Source organism: Candidatus Sororendozoicomonas aggregata, from assembly GCF_031528575.1.
Classification (GTDB): domain Bacteria; phylum Pseudomonadota; class Gammaproteobacteria; order Pseudomonadales; family Endozoicomonadaceae; genus Endonucleibacter; species Endonucleibacter aggregata.
Genome location: NZ_JAVLSP010000006.1, coordinates 41504 through 57983, shown reverse-complemented (window position 1 = coordinate 57983; position 16480 = coordinate 41504). Strand labels below are relative to the sequence as shown.

Here is a 16480-nt window from a genome sequence, read left to right as displayed (position 1 = left end):
CACTCTGTCACTCTGTCACTAAGTATTTCTGATAGTCTAAAAGACTGTATTACCATACAAAAAATTTCCTGATTGGGGGTGTAAGCCCAAACACCGGAATTTTTTGTCACGCTAGATTTAAGCCGTCATCGTTTGCGTAACGTTGAATATGTGACGGATTAAATGACACTGTTTTTGCTGTTCTGGAGCAATTTTTCAGGTGCTCCACAAACCCTCGTTTGTGTGACGGAAGGCACAGGCTGGTGCCCTAAAAAATCTGCCGTTTGGGCTTACATCCCCTGATTACCACTAATGCTACGTCATCATTCAGCGACCCCGAGTTTCTGAAGAGCTTGACACCCTTGCCACTCAGCAATGAAAAACTTTAGTGCCATTAATAAGAGATGCGAGATTTCTCGAAATCAGCCCTATTTAATAAGCTGGTCAAACGGACACTTGGTTTGTAGCTCTTCCCACCCTGCAGCCTCTTGGTTGTAGACAGACGTAGCTTCAGTGGTAATCAGGAAAAATTTAAATAATGCAGTAGGATGTGATCATCATTTATTCAACACATAACAAACGTGCCCTGATAAAACGAGCCAAAAATGTTATGATTTGGCAAGTATTTTCTGGACATTTTTCTATGGTTTTATTACCAGATCAACATTTATACTGCAGCTTTATTTTTTACAACACTTCGCTCAACAGAGTAAGACTTAATATTAGCCTTATTCTTTACGACACTCCGTTCGACAGAGTAAGACTTAATATTAGCTTTATTCTTTACGACACTACGACTTACTGAAAAAGTAGCCATATATCTACCTCCTTTTTTAATTTATTTAATAACAATATTGTTTAATAACATTGTTATGCTCGTGTACTTTATATTTTTACTTAATTATGCACAATTTTTTTTTTAAAAAAAATCATTTGGCTTGATTTATATCAATTTTCTGCATCATTTTTAATTATTTCAGAACTTGCGCATTGACAGCGCCGACAAAATATGGATCACCCGGGTATCTGGGGTTTAGGGAGTAATGGAACAAAAAACCCGGTTAAGGGTCAATATCATTAGGAGGGACGGCCGGTAAATGGGGTTAAATTCTCCACATTAACTCGCAAAGCCTTGGGAAGCCTGGAAGAATCTCTCGATTTTGATTGTTGAGAGTGAAGTGGTCCCCAGCAATCAAACAACCTGAGTAGTTAGTTAAGCTCTGATCTACCGTTCGTCAGGCTCAGGCTGCCTGCTTAAAATAGACTTGGTCGGGCGTATTGTCACCCAACCCCTGATGAGGTCGCTCGAGATTATACAACTGAAAATACTTTCTCAGCTCATCTTTCAACTGAGCAGCATTGTCAAATGCCTTCAGGTAAACACATTCGTACTTTACACTACGCCAGAGCCCCTCGACAAAGATATTATCCCGGTAACATCCTTTGCCATCCATGCTGATCTGAACGCCGTGTTCCTTAAGTACACCTGTGAAAGCGTCACTGGTGAACTGGCTACCCTGATCACTGTTAAAGATTTCTGGCACTCCATAACGATCCAGTGCCTCCTCAAGCGCATCTACGCAGAGATCAGCCTCCATGGTATTGAACAATCGCCAAGCCAATACCCGCCGACTGCAGTCCATAATGGCAACCAGATACATAAACACTCGCTCCAGGGGAATATAGGTCAGATCCGTTGCCCATACCTGATTGGAGTGACTAATGTGCAGCCCTTTCAACAGATAGGGATAAACCCTGTGACCCTGACTGGGTAGACTGGTTCTGGGCTTGAGGTAGATGGCTTCTAACCCCATTTGCCGCATCAATCGGCGAACCCGTTTGCGGTTGATTTTGTACCCCAGACCCCATAAAAACGTACACATCCTGCGTGATCCATAAAAGGGTGTTTTCAGGTATTGCTCGTCTATCAGGCGCATCAACGATAAACCCTCCGATAGATCGTTGTGTGGCTGGTAGTAGACTGCTGACCGTGACACGCCAAGTAAACGACACTGATTAATAATGTCTGGATTATTGTGCTCGACCAGAGAAAGGCGAAGACCTTTCTTCAATGATCGAGCTTTCGTGCTAATTCGTGCTATGGAACTAAAAGGCCACGCTCTACCGTCAACTGGCCTATTTGTCGATAAAGGTTATCAACCTCAAATTGATGATCCTTTTCTGGCTTGGCTCCCAGCTAGCCCTCAAGCTTCTGTTTCAGGCATTTGTTGACCATAGCTGGATTGGCTTTTCCCTTAGAGGCTTTCATGCATTGGCCCACAAAAAAACCAATCATTTTGCCGCGCTTCTCGGCAGGTGCCGCACGGTACTGTTCAACCTGTTGCGTGCAATTAGCCAGCACCTCGTCAATCATGGCGTCAATGACAGCGGTGTCGGTGACTTGCTTCAGCCCTTTTTTCTCAATCACCTCATCAGCCGACTGCCCTTCCCCTTGCCAAAGGGCTTCAAACACCTGTTTGGCAATTTTTCCAGAAAGGGTATTGTCTTTAATACGAGCCACTAAACCGCCGAGCATGGTGGCGCTGACCGGGCTGTCGTCAATGGTCAGACCGGCCTGATTCAGTGTTTTTGCCAGTTCACCCATCATCCAGTTTGCCGTCAACTTGGCATCACCAGAGACGTTGACGGCTGCCTCAAAATAGTCCGCTGTTGGCCGGTGGGCAGATAAACTATCAGCATCATAGTCGCCTAAGCCCAGCTCACTGATAAAGCGTGCTTTCCTGGCTTCGGGTAATTCCGGCATAGCCGCTTTGAGCTTGTCAATCAGACTCTCTTCAATCATTACCGGCAACAGGTCAGGGCAGGGAAAGTAGCGGTAATCGTTGGCTTCCTCCTTACTGCGCATGGAGCGGGCTTCGCCGGTGTCACCGTTGTACAGCCGGGTTTCCTGAATGACTTTACCCCCGTCCTCAATCAGGTCGATCTGACGCTCCACCTCTTTATTGATCGCTTGCTCCATAAACCGGAAGGAGTTCAGATTTTTGGTTTCTGTGCGGGTACCCAAGGCTGACTGCCCTTGAGGGCGTACGGAGATGTTAACGTCAAAACGCATGGAGCCTTGAGAAAGATCGCCATCACAAATGCCAATGGAAGACACAATGGCATGGAGTTTTTTGGCAAAGGCGACGGCTTCTTCTGGACTGCGCATATCAGGTTCAGTGACGATCTCAATCAGCGGTGTACCGGCACGGTTTAAATCGATACCGGACATGCCATGGAAGTCTTCGTGCAGACTTTTACCGGCGTCTTCTTCAAGGTGAGCGTGGTGGACGCGCACCGTTTTTGTGGTCCCATCTGCCAGGGTAATGTCAACCTTGCCAGCGCCAACAATGGGTTTTTCCAATTGTGTGGTTTGGTAGCCTTTTGGCAAGTCGGGGTAGAAATAGTTTTTACGCTCGAACACATTTTCCTGATTGATTTGGGCATCAATGGCCAGGCCAAACTGAATGGCTTTATGCACGGCATTTTCATTAAGCACCGGAAGAACACCGGGCAAGCCCAGGTCAACAGCACATGCCTGGGTGTTCGGTGCCGCACCAAAGGCGGTGGACGCGCCCGAGAAAATCTTGGTATTGGTTGCCAACTGAACGTGAATTTCCAGACCGATTACGGTTTCCCATGTCATTGTATGATCCTCAAATCAGCGCGGCGGTAGCAGGGGCCTTCAGGTGCCAGTCAGTGACCTGCTGAAAACGGTGGGCCGTATTCAGCAGGCGAGCTTCATCAAAGTGTTGTCCGATTATTTGCAAGCCAACAGGCCGATTGTCAGCAAAGCCCACCGGGATTGACATACCCGGCAGACCGGCAAGGTTGACAGACAAGGTGTAAATATCAGACAGGTACATGGCGACAGGGTCATCACATTTCTCGCCGATATTAAAAGCGGGGGTTGGTGCATTTGGGCCCATAATGATGTCGCACTCTTTAAAGGCATTAAGAAAATCATCACGGATCAAACGACGGATTTTTTGTGCTTTTATGTAGTAAGCGTCGTAGTAACCGGCAGACAATGCATAAGTGCCAACCAGTATACGTCGTTTCACTTCTTCGCCGAACCCTTCGCTACGACTGCGTTTGTAGAGGTCTTCCAGGTTTTCGGGGTTATCACAGCGGTAACCAAAACGAACACCATCAAAGCGTGACAGGTTAGAGGAAGCTTCTGCCGGGGCAATCACATAATAGGCGGCAATGGACAACTCATTATTGGGCAAGCTGATCTCTTTCACTGTTGCGCCGAGCTTTTCATACTCAGCAACAGCCTGTTGAATTTGCCGCGCCACACGGTTGTCGAGACCAGCGGTAAAATATTCTTTGGGTAACCCAATGGTCAGCCCTTCAAGGGAGTCATTCAAGGTGGCGGTATAATCAGGCACTGTTTTATCAATAGCAGTGGAGTCGCGATGATCAAAACCAGCCATGGTGTTAAGCATCAGCGCAGCATCTTCTGCTGTCTGAGCCATGGGGCCTGCCTGATCAAGGCTCGAAGCATAAGCGACAATGCCATAGCGTGATACCCGGCCATAGGTGGGTTTAATGCCGGTGATGCCGCAGTGGGATGCTGGCTGGCGAATGGAGCCGCCCGTATCAGTCCCTATTGCACCAGCAGCCAGTCTTGCTGCCACACATGCGGCTGAACCACCCGATGATCCACCGGCAATGGCAGTGGTATCCCAGGGATTTTTTACGACACCGTAATAACTGCTTTCATTAGAGGAACCCATGGCAAACTCGTCCATATTGGTCTTACCCAACATGACCGCCCCGGCATCCTGAAAATGTTGTGTGACCGTTGATTCATAGGGCGCAATAAAGTTATCCAGCATTTTTGAGCCGCAGCTGGTACGAACCCCTTTTGTACAAAATAGGTCTTTATAAGCCAGGGGTATACCGGTGAGGGCACCCGCTTCACCGTTAGCCCGTCGGGTATCAGCCGCCGCTGCCTGTTTGAGGGCGAGATCCTCAGTGACGGAAATGTAGCAATTGTAGTGTTGATCAAGCTGTTTGATGCGCCCGAGATAGCTTTGGGTAAGCTCGACACTGGAGATGTCGCCGTTGGCCAGTGCCTGGCTTTGCTCGGCAAGTGTTTTATCATACATAAGCGATGGCGGTTACCGTGAGGGTAGCAAAAGAGTAGAAGATGACTGTCAGCACCTGAACCGGAAGATTAACAGTATACCTGGCTATTCGATAACACGTGGAACCAGAAAAAGTCCCTCTTCTACAGCGGGTGCGCAACGCTGGAGCTGTTCGCGCAGGTCAGGCTCAGTAATCTCATCGGCACGCAGGCGTTGTTTAGCGTCCATAGGGTGCGCCATGGGGGGAGTGTCATCGGTGTTGACACCCTTCATCTGATCAACCAGTGTTAAAATACGGCTGATCGTATCCGTTGTGGCTTCCACATCGTGTTCACCAATAGTCAGGCGCGCCAGGTGGGCAACGTCTTCGACCTGAGACTTTTTTATGGCCATGGTATTGTCTGGAGTTAGATAAACCCTTAATCATGGGGGAATACAGAATAATTTCAAGGGGAGGATGATAGCGCAACGAGTACGATAGTTTTTATTTTCCGAATCCGAACCCACCTGATCATCTTTTGTTAATGATAAGGAGAACACCGTTAATGTGGAACAGGCATCGAGTCAGTTACGCTATTTTTGATGCTATCGTATATACTGCTGCCCTGTCTCGGCATCGGCAGGCTCCTCGGGTGTTTCATGCAGTAGGAGTGTGCTCTGCGCTTGCTTTTACTATGATAGGCTATTGATGCCATAAACGGGGATGTCTGCTGGGTAACACATCCAAAGCTGAGTGTATTTTGGTTCACTATCAGCAGGGGTGTGAAAGGCAAAAAAGACACGTTGTACAGTGGATTTGTTTAAATATAGTAGTTTGTCATTGTGAATGACGGCTATAAACGGATAACATATTCATATTTAAGCTACATTCCTGTTAGTCTTTTTATTATATTGAGCCATCGTACAACTCGGCGAATGACACCGGAGTCGTCTCTGAAGCAGTGATCGGTCAGGTGAGGTTGTTGTCGACTGGCTAAATGGACACTCCAGAGGCGCTTGAGGTTGATTCGTTCAGCCCGCTCTGGATTTTATATATTGTTAGAGTTGGCGGCAGTTACTGATAGCCTTGACTCAAGGTAAACCACAACATGTTGAAAAGGTTACGGGGTCTGTTTTCCAGCGACCTGTCGATTGATCTGGGAACGGCCAATACACTGGTCTATGTGCGCGAAAAGGGCATAGTACTGAATGAACCCTCCGTTGTTGCCATACGTAATCTGGGCACCCAGAAAAGCGTGGTGGCCGTTGGTGCCGATGCCAAACGGATGCTGGGACGTACACCCGGAAATATAACTGCCATCCGACCCATGAAAGATGGCGTTATTGCAGATTTTGATGTATGTGAGCGCATGCTCCAGCACTTCATTAACAAGGTGCACGAAAACAGCTTTATTCAGCCAAGCCCTCGGGTGCTGGTCTGTGTCCCGTGCAAGTCCACCAAGGTTGAGAAGCGGGCTATCCGTGAGTCTGTTCTTGGCGCGGGCGCCCGAGAGGTTTACCTTATTGAGGAGCCTATGGCGGCAGCGATTGGCGCGGGCCTGCCAGTGGAAGAGGCCAGCGGCTCCATGGTTGTGGATATTGGTGGTGGTACCACAGAAATAGCCATTATTTCCCTCAGCGGTGTGGTGTATTCCGAGTCTGTCCGTATTGGTGGGGATCGTTTTGATGATGCCATAGTAACCTATGTGCGCCGCAACTATGGTAGTTTGATTGGTGACGCCACAGCAGAGCGTATCAAACAGGAAATTGCCATTGCCTACCCTAGCGATGAACTGCTGGAGATTGATGTCCGCGGACGGAATCTGGCAGAAGGGATTCCCCGAAGCTTTACGCTGAACAGTAGTGAAATTCTTGATGCTTTGCAGGAGTCTTTAACAGCCATTGTACAGGCAGTTAAAAGCGCCCTGGAACAGTCCCCGCCTGAGCTGGCGTCGGATATCGCCGAACGTGGCCTGGTGCTGACCGGTGGTGGCGCCTTGTTAAAGGACCTCGACAAGCTAATTAGCGAAGAGACGGGCTTGCCGGTATTGGTGGCTGAAGACCCACTGACCTGCGTAGCCCGAGGTGGTGGACGAGCAATAGAAATGATGGATAAACATCGAATGGATCTGCTATCTACGGACTGATTTTGATGAGTCAGTGAGGTATTTATTGATCAGCGCATAAAGCAAACGTGCCGCCTTGTCCAAGCCATCAAGGACGTTTGACTTTCTGTCGCCCTGCTTTGGATGATACCTCCCGTGGTGGCTGTAACTATCCCAGGAGCAGGCTATTAAATCCATATTTAGTCAACGTCAATCGCTGGTGACAAAGAGCATACTTCTGGTGCTTTTGTCGCTGGCGCTTATTTTTTTTGACCACCGTTACCCTTACCTTTCTCATGTCAGATCATGGCTGACAGTAGCCGCGACGCCTGTTTACTGGTTGGCTGATCTCCCTTCCCAAGTAGTGGGCGCTGCCAGTGAGGCGGTGGTTTCCCATTCAGAACTACTGAAGGAAAATGCCAGGCTCAAGGCGCGCAACCTGATTCTTGAACAAAAAGTACAGAAGCTGGCCTCCCTTACCGCCCAGAATATTCGGCTGAAAGAGTTGCTGAACTCCTCTGAGCTGGTGGATGACCAGGTTGTCATTGCTGAAATTATTGGTGTAGACCCAGACCCTTTTTCTCATATTGTCATGATTAACAAAGGCAGTTTGGATGGGGCGTATGCAGGACAAGCTATTTTGGATGCCCATGGTGTCATGGGGCAGATTGTTGAAGTCAGTTCAGTCAGCAGTCGGGTTATGTTAATAACAGATACATCCAGCAGGGTGCCGGTGCAAAACAACCGCACAAACTATCGTGCTATTGCGGCTGGGACAGGGAATCCTGACCAATTGGAATTGTTACATATCCCCGATACCACTGATTTTAAAGTAGGTGACTTGCTGACCAGCTCAGGTCTCGGGCAGCGATACCCTCCTGGCTATCCTTTGGGTATCGTGCAGCAAGTGGTTCATAAGCCGGGGGAGCCTTTTGCTACGGTGCGGGTCAAACCCATGGCAGAAATCAACCGTAGTCGTTTAGTGCTGTTGGTTTTCAGAAACTTGAAGGACGAAACATTGAAGAAACAGGAAGCGAGCAAACCATGAGTATTCAAGCGCCGAATGCCCACTGGGTGGTCTGGATGTCATTGCTTGTTGCCGGGGTGCTCAGCATTCTACCCTTGCCTGCCTGGCTATCAGTAGCCCGGCCGGCCTGGGTGCCAATGGTGCTTATGTACTGGGTTTTAGCACTGCCCAATCGGTTTGGTTTGTTTTTTGCTTTTTTTACTGGATTATTGCTGGATATTTTTTCCGGTGTCGCGTTTGGCATGAACTCGGTGGGACTGGTACTTGTGGCTTCTGTGATGCTGTCTTTGCACCGGCGCCTGCGGATGTTCCCCTGGTGGCAGCAGACATTTATTGTGTTCATAATTATTAATTGTTACCAGCTCGTCAACTTATGGATTCGCAGTGTAGTGGGGCTATCAACCCCCTCCTTATGGTATTTATTGCCTTCTATTAGCAGCGCCCCGTTGTGGCCCTGGCTATTTTCCATCCTGCGTTTTTTACGTCGCTATTTCAGAGTGATCTAGAAGGGGGAGAGGAACACCATGATTTATCTTGCTTCGCAGTCCCCACGTCGTCGGCAGTTATTACGGCAGATAGGTGTCCCTTTTCAGTTACTGACCGGGGAAATTGATGAAACACCCCAGGCTGGTGAGCAAGGAAAAGAGTACGTGCTCAGGATGGCAAAACAGAAAGCACAAGCCGCCTGGGAACGGGTACAAGGGCAGCAACTGACGCCATACCCGGTACTTACGGCAGATACGTCTGTGGTATTTGGTGAAACTATTTTTGGCAAACCGGAAAACAAAGCCCATGCCTGTGATATGCTCAAAGCACTGGGGGGAAAGACCCATCAAGTGCTGACGGCAGTGGCAATGATGCAGGGTGATCAGTTTCACCCTGTTTTGTCGACGACATACGTAACGATGATGCCTATTTCAGAGGCGTTAGCGCAGAGGTATGTGGCAACGGGTGAAGCTGATGATAAAGCCGGGGCGTATGCCATCCAGGGCATGGGAGCCGCATTGGTTGTAAAGCTTGAAGGCAGCTACAGCGGTACTGTGGGCCTGCCATTACAGGAAACAACGATGTTGCTGGAAAAGTTTAACATTCCACTCTGGCAGCAGACAGTTAGCGATGAAGCAACTGTGAAGCCTGAAGGTGGTGGAAATGAAAACTATACCAGTGTCGCCCCCGCTAGGAGCCTGACCGAGAATAGCGCCCGTAGCGAGGATTGCGAGAAATTGAGGATAAAAATTTCTGCTTCTGAGGATAATAGCGAGGTTATTTGATGAAGAAGCAGGAATTTTTAGACCAATTTATCGCAACCGCAGTAGCGTAGTCTATTCTCGGTCAGGCTCCTAAGCACAATCACGGTAGGTGCTGTCTGAAATAATAATAACACCGTCCTTTGATGACGGTTAAGGTAGCCGGCTCAGTTTCGTGGTGAATCAACCCCGTCCTGAGACTTGGACACAGCGTTTTTTGGCTCCGTCCCCCGTAAAGGGTGTAACTTTCAGACAGACTCTGAATGAATATGATGTTGAAGGAAGTAAGGGGAAGGGGATGAGCGAAGAGATCCTGATGAATATCACGCCCATGGAGTCTCGGGTAGCGTTGGTAGAAAATGGCGTCCTTCAGGAGGTTTATATTGAGCGATCCTGTAGCCGGGGTATTGTTGGCAATATATACAAAGGGAAAGTCGTTCGGGTACTCCCCGGCATGCAGGCTGCTTTTGTTGACATCGGGTTGGAGCGGGCGGCGTTTATTCATGCCAGTGAAATAGCCCCGCGCAGTGACAAGGCAGCCGCTGTGGAGCAAACAGAACAACCCATTGTGGAGCTGGTTCATGAGGGACAGTCGCTGGTTGTGCAAGTGACCAAGGACCCTTTGGGCACTAAAGGCGCGCGCTTGACCACGCAGATTTCATTACCCGCCCGCTACCTGGTTTTTATGCCGCAGAATAACCATGTGGGCATTTCCCTGCGCATTGAAGATGAACAGGAACGAGACCGGTTGCGTACTCTGGTAGAACAGTGTATTGAGGAGGAAAGCCGTCAGAAGCAAGGCGGCTTCATCCTTCGCACAGCGGCAGAAGGAATTGGTGAGCACGAAGTGCGAGCCGATATTTTGTTTTTGCACCGCCTGTGGAACAGCATTGAAGAAAATATCAGGGAAAATAAAGCCCCTGCTGTCGTTTATGAGGATCTCTCTTTGCAGTTGAGAACCATGCGGGATCTGGTGAACCCGGATATTGAGAAAATACGCATCGACTCGAGGGAGACCTTTAACAAGGTTCATAAATTTGTCAAAAAGTTGGTACCTCAAGTCAATGGACGGGTGGAATACTACCCGGGAGAGCGGCCGATTTTCGATCTTTTTGGCGTTGAGGATGAAATCAATAAGGCGCTAAGCAGTAAGGTACAGCTTAAATCCGGGGGGCATCTGGTCATTGATCAAACAGAAGCAATGACCACCATTGACGTTAATACGGGTGCGTTTGTCGGGCACCGTAACCTCGAGGAAACCATCTTCAAGACAAACCTTGAGGCTGCGGTAGCAATAGCCCGACAGCTACGGTTGCGCAACCTTGGTGGCATTATTATTATCGATTTTATCGATATGGAAGATGCTGAACATCAGCGACAGGTGCAAAGAGCCTTTGATAAGGTTCTGGAAAAAGACCATGCTAAAACCAATATTACCGGTGTCAGCGATCTTGGCCTGGTGGAAATGACCCGAAAACGGACGCGCGAGTCGTTGGAAAATGTGCTGTGTGAAGCCTGTTCTACCTGTAATGGCCGTGGCACATTGAAAACCGCGGAAACCATTTGCTATGAGATTTTCCGTGAAATTTTACGGGCTGTGCGTGCGTACGAAAGTGAAGGCTATCTTGTGCTTGCCTCAGAATCCGTGATTGATCGCTTGCTGGATGAAGAATCCAGTAATGTAGCGGATCTGGAAGAATTTATTAAAAAACCGATTCGTTTTCAGGTTGAACCTATTTATAGCCAGGAACAATTTGATGTGGTGCTTGCCTGAAAATGAAACCTCTCCTGCGATGGGTAGCTCACATATTATGGCGGCTCGGTGCTGTCGCACTGGTGCTATGCCTGCTGACTGTGGCAAGCGCGCAGCTATTGCTTGCCCTGCTGCCACTGTATAAGGACTCAATAACACAGCTCTTGAGTGAGCAGCTTAACAGTTCTGTTGCTATCGGCTATCTGGATACACAGTGGCAGGGGGGGAACCCTTCTCTGGTGGTAAAAAATGTGTCGGTTACCCGTGAAAATGAAGCCAGGCCAGGTTTGTTGGTGAAGAAGGTAGACCTTTCCGTTAACCTTCGGGACAGCCTGATAAAACGGGCGCTGGTGTTTAATCATTTGTCCATCGATGGGGTTGTATTGACGGTTCGTCAGCTTGACGCTGATAGATGGTCGTTGGCGAGTTTCGCAACCCACATTGCGGGTCAGCACAATACACCGGCTAAACTGGCTGACTATCCTCGGATTTTACAATGGCTGCGCTATCAAGGTGCCATTGATATCGCTAATATAGCAGTCCATGTGAGAAGTATTAAGGGCCATGAATTATCTCTGGGAATACCCTATTTTTCCCTGGACAGTAATGATGGTATGAAACGCCTGGCTGCTCGTTTTAATTCAGGGCAAGGGGTTGTTGACATTTCCGGGAGGGGGTTGGGGACAAACACTGGCGGCGTGGGCTGGAATGGCGTTATTTCGGTCAAAGCAATAGACCTGGTTGCACTTTGCGCAATAGCCGATCGTTGTAATGATCAACTCATGACGGGGCCTTTAACGGCAGAGATGTCGTGGTACTACAATGAAGGGCAGTGGCAGATAAATGGTCATGGGGCTATTCCATCGCTGAGGTATAAAGGCGAGGATAGCGAGCACTCCCTGAAAGCCCGGTCTCGCTTTTTTATGGAAGGTACTGAAGGAACGTCATGGAAGCTTTGGGCGAATGATGTTTATCTGAAAGTGGATGCTCAGACACCATACAGGGGAAATTGGTATTTAGCGGGTATCTCTGACCGTGAATATACAATCACTGTTGCCAGTGATGTAGTGAAGTTTGAGCCAGTCAAAAAAATGCTGCTTGTTACCGGACTGCTGCCCAAAAAAACAAAATCATTTCTTGAAACACTCAATCCTCGTGGAACGGCCCGTAACTTTGTATTAAAACTCTATCCATCAAGGGAACCGTTTGATATCGACTTGTCTGCACGGCTTGACAATGTGTCTGTTGACCCCTGGCAAGATGCTCCTTTAGCTGAAAATGTGTCTGGTTGGTTAAGAACCCGGTTATCGCGGGGTTACTTTGATTTGGACAGTGAGCGGTTTGCTTTGGGTTTTCCCCGTATTTTCAGTGATACCTGGCGCTATTCAACAGCAAAAGCCCGTTTGTACTGGACTATTGCTGATGACACTTACACCCTTAAAAGTGATGAGATCCGTTTGAAGGGTGAGGAAGGTGAGCTGACCGGGCAGTTGCATCTGGATATCCCACTCCAGAACCAGCGGCCATTGAGTATGGGCCTGACGGTGGGCATTAAAAACGGTAATTCAGCAGCTAAAAAGTATATTCCCGTGCATAGCCTGTCCAATACTCTGGTGGATTGGCTGGATGACGCGATAAAAAGCGCTGACCTCAAAGAGGGGGGCTTTATCTACAACGGTGTGTTAAAGGCAACAAAAGAACCCAATGATGTCAGCTGGGGGCTTTTCTTTGATATTGGTGAGGGAGTGCTGAATTATCACAGGCAGTGGCCGACAATCAGCCATCTGTCTGGTGACATTTTTGTGAATAAAGAGCGTGTTGAGGTCAATGCCAGAAAAGCTGAAATGCTGGGCGCTAAATTGAGTAATGTCTTGGTAACCGTACCATTTCAGGATGACGTTGTCGTTTCTGTTTCCGGGGCGCTTAATGCAAAGGGCACCAGTGTTCAGCGCCTGTTAACCGAAACCCCAATTAATGAAGTCATCTCTGGAGCGGCAAAGAAATGGGAAATGACAGGAACCTTTAACAGTGAACTCCAATTGCGTATTCCTATCAATCGGCCTGAATCATCAAACGTCAGCGTTGAGGGGTATTTAAACAACTTCCAGTTGGGCTTTCCTGAATATGGTGTCAATATCAATGATATTTCTGGCACTATCAACTATACAACAACAGCCGGCTTATCAAGTGACAAGCTCAATGGGCTGTTATTTAACTATCCTGTGACAGCCTCTATCTCATCAGAAGTGAACAATAATACACTCGATGCTACCCGCGTTTCCTGGCAGGGGGAGGCTGATATTTCCTCACTCAGTCACTGGCTAAAATTTGACGCGCGAAATGTCTTGAAGGGAAAGGTGTCTTATTTGGGGAATTTGCTAATTGCGCCTGAAAACATGGCATCAACCCTTAAGCTTAAGACAGATTTGACCGGCGTCTCCATAGAACTCCCTGCTCCACTGGCAAAAAAGCATGATGAAAAGCAACCTCTCACCCTCACCTATGCGGTGAGCAAAAAAAATAGCGACATAACCTTGCATTTACAGGGGCTTGGTACTGCCTTTTTCGGACTGAATGCTGACCACTCATTGAGATACAGTACTGTACTGTTAGGGCCAAATATAAAGTCAGATACCGCTAACCCAGCAAAAAAAACGGGCGAGATATTGATCACGGGTACACTGCCAGAGCTGAATGTAATGCCTTGGTATACCCGTTTTAAGCATCTGTCTGCTGACCGGGAGGAAAAAGGGGTTTCTCCACAGGTGAAGATATCCGATTTAACCATTGGGCGGCTTCTCTATGAAGAAAGGGTGCTAGAGGATGTTCAGCTGGGGCTCGAAAACGACAAAAATGCGAAAAAATTATCAGTCAACAGCAAATCATTGGCGGGTGAATTATGGATACCGGAAGAAAAGGGAACACCTTATACCTTAGTCGTGGATCATCTGGTATTGCCCTCAAAAGCGTCTTCTGAAGGCAATGAAAAAAGCCTTCTGAACATCAGCCCGCTGACAATCCCAGAAGCGGATGTTTCGATTCGTTCGTTCACGGGAGGCTCAATGGATGCCATTTCACTTTCCTTCAAGCTCCGAAAAGAGTCCGATGGCATTATCATCAAAGATATCACCAGCAATATTGCCAATATGAGCATCACAGGCTCTATGGACTGGCGAGAAAACAAGGGCAAGCAAAGTTCCTACTTTTCTGGCGTGATCAAAGGTGAAACCATCAAGGAGTTGCAAGAGGCGCTTCATTTGCCCGTGTTTGTCCAAGGGAAGAGCAGTGAGTTCAACGCCTCACTTAACTGGTCAGGTTCACCCTTGGATATAACCTTTGCCAACATCTCCGGTGTCGTCGGAGTGAAAATGAAAGATGGAAAACTTAACAAGCTTGATGGTGGCGCGGGAGCGCTTAAATTATTTGGTCTTTTAAATACAGAGTCATTGAGCAGACGCTTAAAGCTGGATTTTTCTGACTTGTATGCATCGGGCTTGAGTTTTGATAGTCTCAAAGGCGCGTTACGTTTTGACAAGGGCCTCGTGACTTTTGACCGTCCCATTGTGATTGAGGGACCCTCGTCAAACCTCAAATTTGATGGGTTGGTGAACAGCAATAAAAATGAGCTGGATCTGAGTATGGTGATCACACTACCGGTAACGTCTAACCTGCCTATCTTCAGTTTTTTGCTGGGCGCCTCCCCACCTGTGGCGGGTATTATTTTTCTGGCCGATAAACTTATTGGTAATGAAGTGGATAAGTTGGCCAGCATGCGCTATCAGATTAAAGGCTCTTTCAGTAACCCCGATGTGGAGCTGGATCGCCTGTTCTCCAACAAAACCGTTAAGCCCAATGAATAAAATCACTGCTACCTGGCTTGGGAGAGATAACTCCCGCTGAGCCAGCCGGGTAGCGAATTTTCACTAAGAAGCAGTCTTAAAAGTCATGCTTCTACTGCGGCTACGATAAATGGGTCTAAAAAGCCGCTTTTGTTCGTCAAATAGTCCCGCTATTCTCCTCACAAAAGCGACTTTTTATCCGCCATTTCTCGCAGTCCTCGCTACGGGCAGACTTTTAAGACTGCTTCTAACATTCTGCTACTGTATGTTTGTCTTTTGACTTACCGAAGTTTTTCATCCTGAATTCAGAATGACGGTGCTTTTGGTTGTAAAAACAGGTACTGTCCCGGGGTGCTCATTACTCTTTCAACGCAGAAGACAGACAAGAATATGGAATCTATCAAGCTCACGCAATACAGTCATGGTGGTGGCTGTGGTTGTAAAATTTCCCCCTCCGTTCTGGAAACTATCTTAACCACCGAGCTTGAATTACCTGACTTCCCACGGCTTATTGTTGGAAATGCCAGTAAAGATGATGCCGCTGTATACGATCTCGGTAATGGTGAGGCTGTGATCAGCACAACCGATTTTTTTATGCCTATTGTTGATGACCCTGAAGATTTTGGTCGTATTGCCGCGACAAATGCTATCAGTGACATTTATGCCATGGGAGGCACCCCCTTGATGGCCATAGCAATACTGGGCTGGCCTGTGAATACGCTGGCACCGGAGATTGCTGCCAGGGTGATTGATGGCGGCCGTCGTACCTGTGCTGAAGCAGGTATTCCGTTAGCGGGCGGTCACAGTATTGATAGCCCTGAACCTATTTTTGGATTAGCTGTCACTGGACGTGTTTCTGTTGGGCAAATTAAGCGCAATACTATGGCAAGGCCCGGCGATAACCTTTATCTGACCAAACCCTTGGGGGTCGGCATCCTGACAACAGCTCAAAAAACCAAAAAGCTACGAGAGGAGCATAGGCATATTGCCAGAGATGCCATGTGCGCACTGAATCGCCTTGGTGAAAACCTGGGGACAATAACCGATATCCACGCTATGACAGACGTCACTGGCTTTGGCCTGCTCGGTCACCTGCTGGAGCTTTGTGAAGGGAGTCATGTCAGTGCCATACTTTATGGTGATAAATTGCCATTACTTCCGTTTGTGACGCATTATCAATCCCTGGGTTGTATTCCCGGAGGCACACAACGCAATTTTGATAGCTATGGCTTTAAAGTCGGCGGTTTGAAAGAAGAGCAGCAGCAGATTTTGTGCGATCCGCAGACCAGTGGTGGACTACTGGTTGCTGTCCCGGAAAAAGCAGAAGGCGCGTTTCATAAAGAGGCTGCCAGGTATGCCCTTAAGCTGGAAAGTATTGGCAAACTCACTGAGCAAAAAACGCCTCATCTTATTGAAGTGGTATAAAAAACAGCCCTGTACAGGGCTGTTTCCGGT

Annotated in this window: 11 protein-coding genes; 7 read left to right on the top strand and 4 right to left on the bottom strand. The window is 48.0% G+C overall.

What is annotated here, in order from left to right; all coding sequences use genetic code 11:
- Positions 1-1220: 1220 nt before the first annotated feature.
- From V4C51_RS02195 to gatC, 4 genes are all read right to left on the bottom strand, one after another.
- Positions 1221-2051, bottom strand: coding sequence for an IS3 family transposase (locus V4C51_RS02195; protein WP_330924486.1), 831 nt, complete (start codon positions 2049-2051; stop codon positions 1221-1223).
- Positions 2052-2176: 125 nt separating this feature from the next.
- Complete coding sequence (gene gatB / locus V4C51_RS02190; protein WP_330924485.1) at positions 2177-3625, bottom strand: Asp-tRNA(Asn)/Glu-tRNA(Gln) amidotransferase subunit GatB; 1449 nt, start codon at positions 3623-3625, stop codon at positions 2177-2179.
- A 10-nt stretch (positions 3626-3635) separates the two neighbouring features.
- Positions 3636-5096, bottom strand: a complete 1461-nt coding sequence (gatA, locus tag V4C51_RS02185) for an Asp-tRNA(Asn)/Glu-tRNA(Gln) amidotransferase subunit GatA (RefSeq protein ID WP_330924484.1) — start codon at positions 5094-5096, stop codon at positions 3636-3638.
- 84 nt (positions 5097-5180) lie between these two features.
- Positions 5181-5468: an Asp-tRNA(Asn)/Glu-tRNA(Gln) amidotransferase subunit GatC gene (gene gatC, locus V4C51_RS02180; RefSeq protein WP_330924483.1), complete on the bottom strand. Its 288-nt coding sequence runs from the start codon at positions 5466-5468 to the stop codon at positions 5181-5183.
- A 695-nt stretch (positions 5469-6163) separates the two neighbouring features.
- On the opposite strand from gatC, the gene V4C51_RS02175 reads away from it, so the two are divergent.
- From V4C51_RS02175 to selD, 7 genes are all read left to right on the top strand, one after another.
- Entirely contained in the window at positions 6164-7201 is a 1038-nt protein-coding gene (locus V4C51_RS02175; protein ID WP_330924482.1) for a rod shape-determining protein, read from the top strand.
- 145 nt (positions 7202-7346) lie between these two features.
- Complete coding sequence (gene mreC / locus V4C51_RS02170) at positions 7347-8207, top strand: rod shape-determining protein MreC (protein ID WP_330924512.1); 861 nt, start codon at positions 7347-7349, stop codon at positions 8205-8207.
- A complete protein-coding gene (gene mreD / locus V4C51_RS02165) occupies positions 8204-8692 on the top strand; it encodes a rod shape-determining protein MreD (RefSeq protein WP_330924481.1) in 489 nt (162 codons plus the stop codon). Before mreC ends, mreD begins: the two co-directional genes overlap by 4 nt.
- Positions 8693-8710: 18 nt before the next feature.
- Entirely contained in the window at positions 8711-9457 is a 747-nt protein-coding gene (locus tag V4C51_RS02160; RefSeq protein ID WP_330924480.1) for a Maf family protein, read from the top strand.
- Between the two features lie 274 nt (positions 9458-9731).
- Positions 9732-11207, top strand: coding sequence for a ribonuclease G (gene rng / locus V4C51_RS02155; RefSeq protein ID WP_330924479.1), 1476 nt, complete (start codon positions 9732-9734; stop codon positions 11205-11207).
- A 2-nt stretch (positions 11208-11209) separates the two neighbouring features.
- Positions 11210-15046 carry a YhdP family protein gene (locus V4C51_RS02150; protein WP_330924478.1) on the top strand — a complete coding sequence of 1279 codons (3837 nt, stop codon included), beginning with the start codon at positions 11210-11212 and terminating at the stop codon, positions 15044-15046.
- 369 nt (positions 15047-15415) lie between these two features.
- On the top strand, positions 15416-16450 hold the full coding sequence (selD, locus tag V4C51_RS02145; protein WP_330924477.1) for a selenide, water dikinase SelD: 1035 nt from the start codon (positions 15416-15418) through the stop codon (positions 16448-16450).
- Positions 16451-16480 lie beyond the last annotated feature (30 nt).

Excerpts from the sequence above, each read along its gene's own strand:
- V4C51_RS02175 (WP_330924482.1), top strand. The coding sequence starts at position 6,164 with ATGTTGAAAAGGTTACGGGGTCTGTTTTCCAGCGACCTGTCGATTGAT.
- V4C51_RS02150 (WP_330924478.1), top strand. The coding sequence starts at position 11,210 with ATGAAACCTCTCCTGCGATGGGTAGCTCACATATTATGGCGGCTCGGT.
- rng (WP_330924479.1), top strand. The coding sequence starts at position 9,732 with ATGAGCGAAGAGATCCTGATGAATATCACGCCCATGGAGTCTCGGGTA.
- V4C51_RS02160 (WP_330924480.1), top strand. The coding sequence starts at position 8,711 with ATGATTTATCTTGCTTCGCAGTCCCCACGTCGTCGGCAGTTATTACGG.
- selD (WP_330924477.1), top strand. The coding sequence starts at position 15,416 with ATGGAATCTATCAAGCTCACGCAATACAGTCATGGTGGTGGCTGTGGT.
- gatC (WP_330924483.1), bottom strand. The coding sequence starts at position 5,468 with ATGGCCATAAAAAAGTCTCAGGTCGAAGACGTTGCCCACCTGGCGCGC.
- gatB (WP_330924485.1), bottom strand. The coding sequence starts at position 3,625 with ATGACATGGGAAACCGTAATCGGTCTGGAAATTCACGTTCAGTTGGCA.
- mreD (WP_330924481.1), top strand. The coding sequence starts at position 8,204 with ATGAGTATTCAAGCGCCGAATGCCCACTGGGTGGTCTGGATGTCATTG.
- gatA (WP_330924484.1), bottom strand. The coding sequence starts at position 5,096 with ATGTATGATAAAACACTTGCCGAGCAAAGCCAGGCACTGGCCAACGGC.